We start from the raw sequence: 4,163 nt of genomic DNA, 5'->3' as shown, positions 1-4,163 counted from the left end.
TCTATAATTATAGAGTTGTTTGAATGTAAATTATGTTTTAGATACTATGTTTAATAGCTTAAAGCATGATTTAAAATAGGGGGGGTGTATATGGTATATGTAGGGATAGAGAAAGTTTTCTTTTGTTGTAGTCCTTCCATTTCCATAACACTAAAAGTCCTAAATTTGCAAGGCTAAATTGCCCCTTAATTAATGGTGTTATTAAGTCAAATTTTTGATTTTGCAATCATGCTTTTATCATAGAAATATAGTATTAATGATTGTATTAGATGATGATTTCGTAAGGGGTGTGGGGTATGATAGATAGAGTTAACTTATATAAAAATGTAAAGCTAGATACAAGTAAGTTTAGTTTGAAATTAAAAAAGAATTATGAAGAATACATAGATTATGGAACTGGAGAAGTTAAAAAAGTTATTTCTTCATACATACTCACTTGGAATGGAGTAAGGTTTCTATATGCTGTAAATTCAAATAAAATATATGTGAATGGTAGACTTGTAATGTTGCTTAGAGAAGGTAATCATGTACATAACATAGATGATTTGTATAGTTACAGAGAAGAAATAAGACAAAAGATAAATAATAAGATTATAGAGCTATTCAACATAGAGCTAGACATACTAGAATTTACAGTCGCAAGTATTGAAATAACATTTAATATTTATAATGTAAATGCAGATTTATACTTGCAACTATTTAATCAAATTGTAAAAGATAAAGCTGATAGTCGATATATTAACTATGTAGATAAAAATAACATAGACACAAACACAAGCGTTTATATAAAGTCTAAGCATAATTATAAGAGCAACATAAATAAAACATACACTATTAATTTCTATAACAAATTAGAGCAACTGAAAGCTTTAAAAAGTAAAGTAGATATGTATAAGAGTAGCATAAATATAAACCAACTTGACTTGGAGCTTGCGACTAATACTTTAAGATTAGAGGTTAAGTGTGCAAATTATGAACTCAAAAAGTATGGAAGAGCATTTAAAACATATTTTAATGATATATATACATGTAGAGATATAGTTCTAACTAAGTACAAGCGATTCATCTGTAGCACTAGACTAGACTTTTACAATTACTTTGAAGCTAAGAAAATAGTCCAAGAGACAAATAAGTTGAAGAAGAATAGTAAAAAGAAGCTATTGCAATATTTAGAACTAAGATATGCTAAAAAGAAAAAGTATTCTAAAGATGAACTAAAGAAATATTTTAAGATGTTAGAGTTGCTAAACATAGCTCCTGCACTCATAAAAACAGTTTACAAAACAAACAAATTAGATAGTCCGATTAAACTTTTAGACCAAAAAATAGAAAAATTGATGGAAAATGCTAGTAATATTTGATAACTAGAATTATAATTAACTTATACAAAAAATTGAATATAAAAAAAGACTACTATTCCCTTTAATGTTTGGAAGACATTACTCGGGATTAATACCAACTACTGACATTAGTTAAGTAAATAGTAATCTTTTAACTATAGTTTAAAATACTAAATGTTTTGGAAGAACATAGAGTATATAAAATATAGCTGTTATCATTCTTGATATACATAAATTATAAGAGATGCAAGTCAAAAAATCAAGATAATAACGATAAAAGATAATTACAAGCTTTGTTCAAAATAGTTGGACAAGGCTTTTTTTAATGCAGATATTTAAGAGTGGTTAGAGGAATAACACTCTATAATAAAAAACTGACGAGCTAATCACTCGTGACAGTGCCGTTTGAGGGGGAGGAACAATTTCTTAGACAAGCTAATAAAGTAATAAGGCTTTAGAAGTGGAGTGCCTGTCCTAGTGTGGGGCGACTGTGAAGGAATGATTATCCTACTTGATAATACTAGACCTAAGCGAGTTTGAACAGTTGACGTTGAATAAGTTTCTACATAGATACAAATAAAACGTAGGGTATACGGATACCTCATGAAAAAGTGGTGTTGTATATCCTCTTATATCTTAAATATATTTTGGGATATAGGGGGAGAATAGCCATTTCCTAATTCCCTATGGTGTAGCATTGGTTGATAGATAAATCAATTAAAATAATACTTTTAAAATCTTTAAGGCTATGAAGGGGTAAGGTATGAACTGTAACGAATGTAACGGTTGTAATAGGGTATTTTTGTACTAAAAAGTAAATGTGATTAGTTACTAAACTTATGTAACATAGTTTGAATGTAGAGTAATAGAAATGAATATAAAAGAGGTGATAATACTAGATTTTAAAAATGGTAATTTATGTTATAATAATTTTAACAAGAAGATGTAACCTATAATCTAAGAGTGGAGTTCATACAAAGAAAAAACCTTACTTCTGAATTTTATGGAAGGAGGTGAAGAAGTATGGACGTATTTTTACTAAGTGTATTAGCAAGTTTAATTGCTAGTCTAATAGTTTATTTAATAAATAAATTATTTAAGATAAAAGTAAAAAGCCACTCTACGGCAAAGAGTGACTTTGATTTTGAACTAAAAATTAAGTTCAAAAAAGATTAATCTAAATTAGTGAACTCTACTCTATTGCATATTAGAATATAGTTCTTCTTGTTTTTATTATACCATTATTTAAAAATATTATTAAGTATTAAATACACTTTTTTAAATTCTAAATATTGTACTCTATGTATATGTAATTATTAATTTAAAATTTTTTATATGATATGTTATGCTGAGCCTCATGTAGTAAATTTACAATGAGCCTTAATGACTTGTATAAATATTCCATTAAAACAAAATTAGGAAGGCTTAAAATGGCTTATATGAGTTCTAAGTTAATTAATAAAAAAGTAGGCGGCTTGAAAAAAGTAACCTACTATTTTTTGTAGGATAGGCAGTATTGCTGACATACAACTGACAAATGAACTATAAAAACTTACCTGATAGGGGTATAGAAGTATTGCAATTACTGGATTTTATAAAGTTATGGCATAAAATACATAATTTTATGTCTTTTTTACTGACAACACAAAAAAGCCTCTAAGCATTACAAATACTAATGTTCAGAGGTTTTATATTTAAAATTAAATTTTATCTATTTAATATCTATTTTCTGTTTTGTTTTGAAACATTTTAACACTTCTCATAGAATCTTTTGTAGTTTTTACTACATTAACAATAACTCTTATCTCATATTCATTACAGTCACTTATAACTTCTTGTAATTCTTTTTCAAAAACAATTTTAGAGTCTAAGACTGCATCACACAATAACTCATCTACTGACACATGCAAAACATTAGAAATCGCAATTAAAGTTGGCAGGCTGACACTAGAACCACCTCGTTCGATGTTGCTCATGTGTTGTGGAGTTATATTTACCAATTCCGATAAAGTATCTTGTGTAAGTCTTTTCTTTATTCTAGCAATTTTAATTCTCTGACCAATCGCTCTAAAATCTAAGTCCATTTTTTACTTATTCCTTTCAGCTACTATTTTTGTATATTGTAACCTTTTGAGAATTGTATTATAATAAACTCACTAAAATAATATCTGTAGAATCTTTCGTTTGAAAGAAATAAAAAATATTCTTTTTAAATTATATAATAATAGTAGGAAGAAGGTATGTAATGATTAAAAAAATACCACAGGCTGAATTGAAAGTTATGAAATTTATTTGGGTTAAAAATGATATAGTGACATCAAAAGAACTTATTGAAGCTATGGAGAATGACTGTAATTGGAAAGCAACAACTACATTAACTCTACTTTCAAGGCTAGTCAATAAGCGTTTTTTAGCGTCTGATAGAATAAAAAGAATAACACACTATACAATACTTATAACAAAAGAAGAATATAAAATATTTGAAACAAAGAGATTTTTAAGAGAAGTACACTCTAATTCTATAGAAAGTTTGATTGATTCTTTGATAGACTGCACTAAAAAAAAGTAGCAACTTAATAAGTTTTAATATTTTAAAATCATTAATTCTATAATTGTAGTATATATGATTAGATATAGAATTGTCGTTTTGTAAAATTATAAATTAGCATAAAAAAAGTCATTTATTTCCATACTAAAAATTTTTTCGTCTGTATGTAAAAATAGACATAGTAATGCGTACGAACGTTCTATAATTATAGAGTTGTTTGAATGTAAATTATGTTTTAGATACTATGTTTAATAGCTTAAAGCATGATTTAAAAT

At 26.7% G+C, this 4,163-nt stretch carries 4 protein-coding genes; 3 read left to right on the top strand and 1 reads right to left on the bottom strand.

Annotation, left to right across the window (positions count from 1 at the left end):
* Positions 1-296: 296 nt before the first annotated feature.
* Together KGF36_RS19775 and KGF36_RS19770 are read left to right on the top strand one after the other, a co-directional pair.
* A complete protein-coding gene (locus tag KGF36_RS19775) occupies positions 297-1,361 on the top strand; it encodes a phage/plasmid replication protein (RefSeq protein WP_227854972.1) in 1,065 nt (354 codons plus the stop codon).
* A 1,002-nt stretch (positions 1,362-2,363) separates the two neighbouring features.
* Positions 2,364-2,516 (top strand): type I toxin-antitoxin system toxin, encoded by a 153-nt coding sequence (locus KGF36_RS19770; protein WP_227483916.1) that lies wholly within the window; start codon positions 2,364-2,366, stop codon positions 2,514-2,516.
* A 539-nt stretch (positions 2,517-3,055) separates the two neighbouring features.
* On the opposite strand, the gene KGF36_RS19765 is transcribed toward KGF36_RS19770, so the two are convergent.
* Positions 3,056-3,424 (bottom strand): helix-turn-helix domain-containing protein, encoded by a 369-nt coding sequence (locus KGF36_RS19765; protein WP_227830483.1) that lies wholly within the window; start codon positions 3,422-3,424, stop codon positions 3,056-3,058.
* A 161-nt stretch (positions 3,425-3,585) separates the two neighbouring features.
* Between KGF36_RS19765 and KGF36_RS19760 the strand changes: the two genes are divergently transcribed.
* Complete coding sequence (locus KGF36_RS19760; protein ID WP_227830482.1) at positions 3,586-3,909, top strand: BlaI/MecI/CopY family transcriptional regulator; 324 nt, start codon at positions 3,586-3,588, stop codon at positions 3,907-3,909.
* The last annotated feature ends 254 nt before the right edge of the window (positions 3,910-4,163 follow it).

This window comes from Clostridioides sp. ZZV14-6009 (genome assembly GCF_020658095.1).
In the GTDB taxonomy this organism is placed as follows: Bacteria; Bacillota; Clostridia; order Peptostreptococcales; family Peptostreptococcaceae; genus Clostridioides.
Note: the sequence above shows the minus strand (reverse complement) of the source record. Positions and strands in the feature narration are given on the sequence as shown.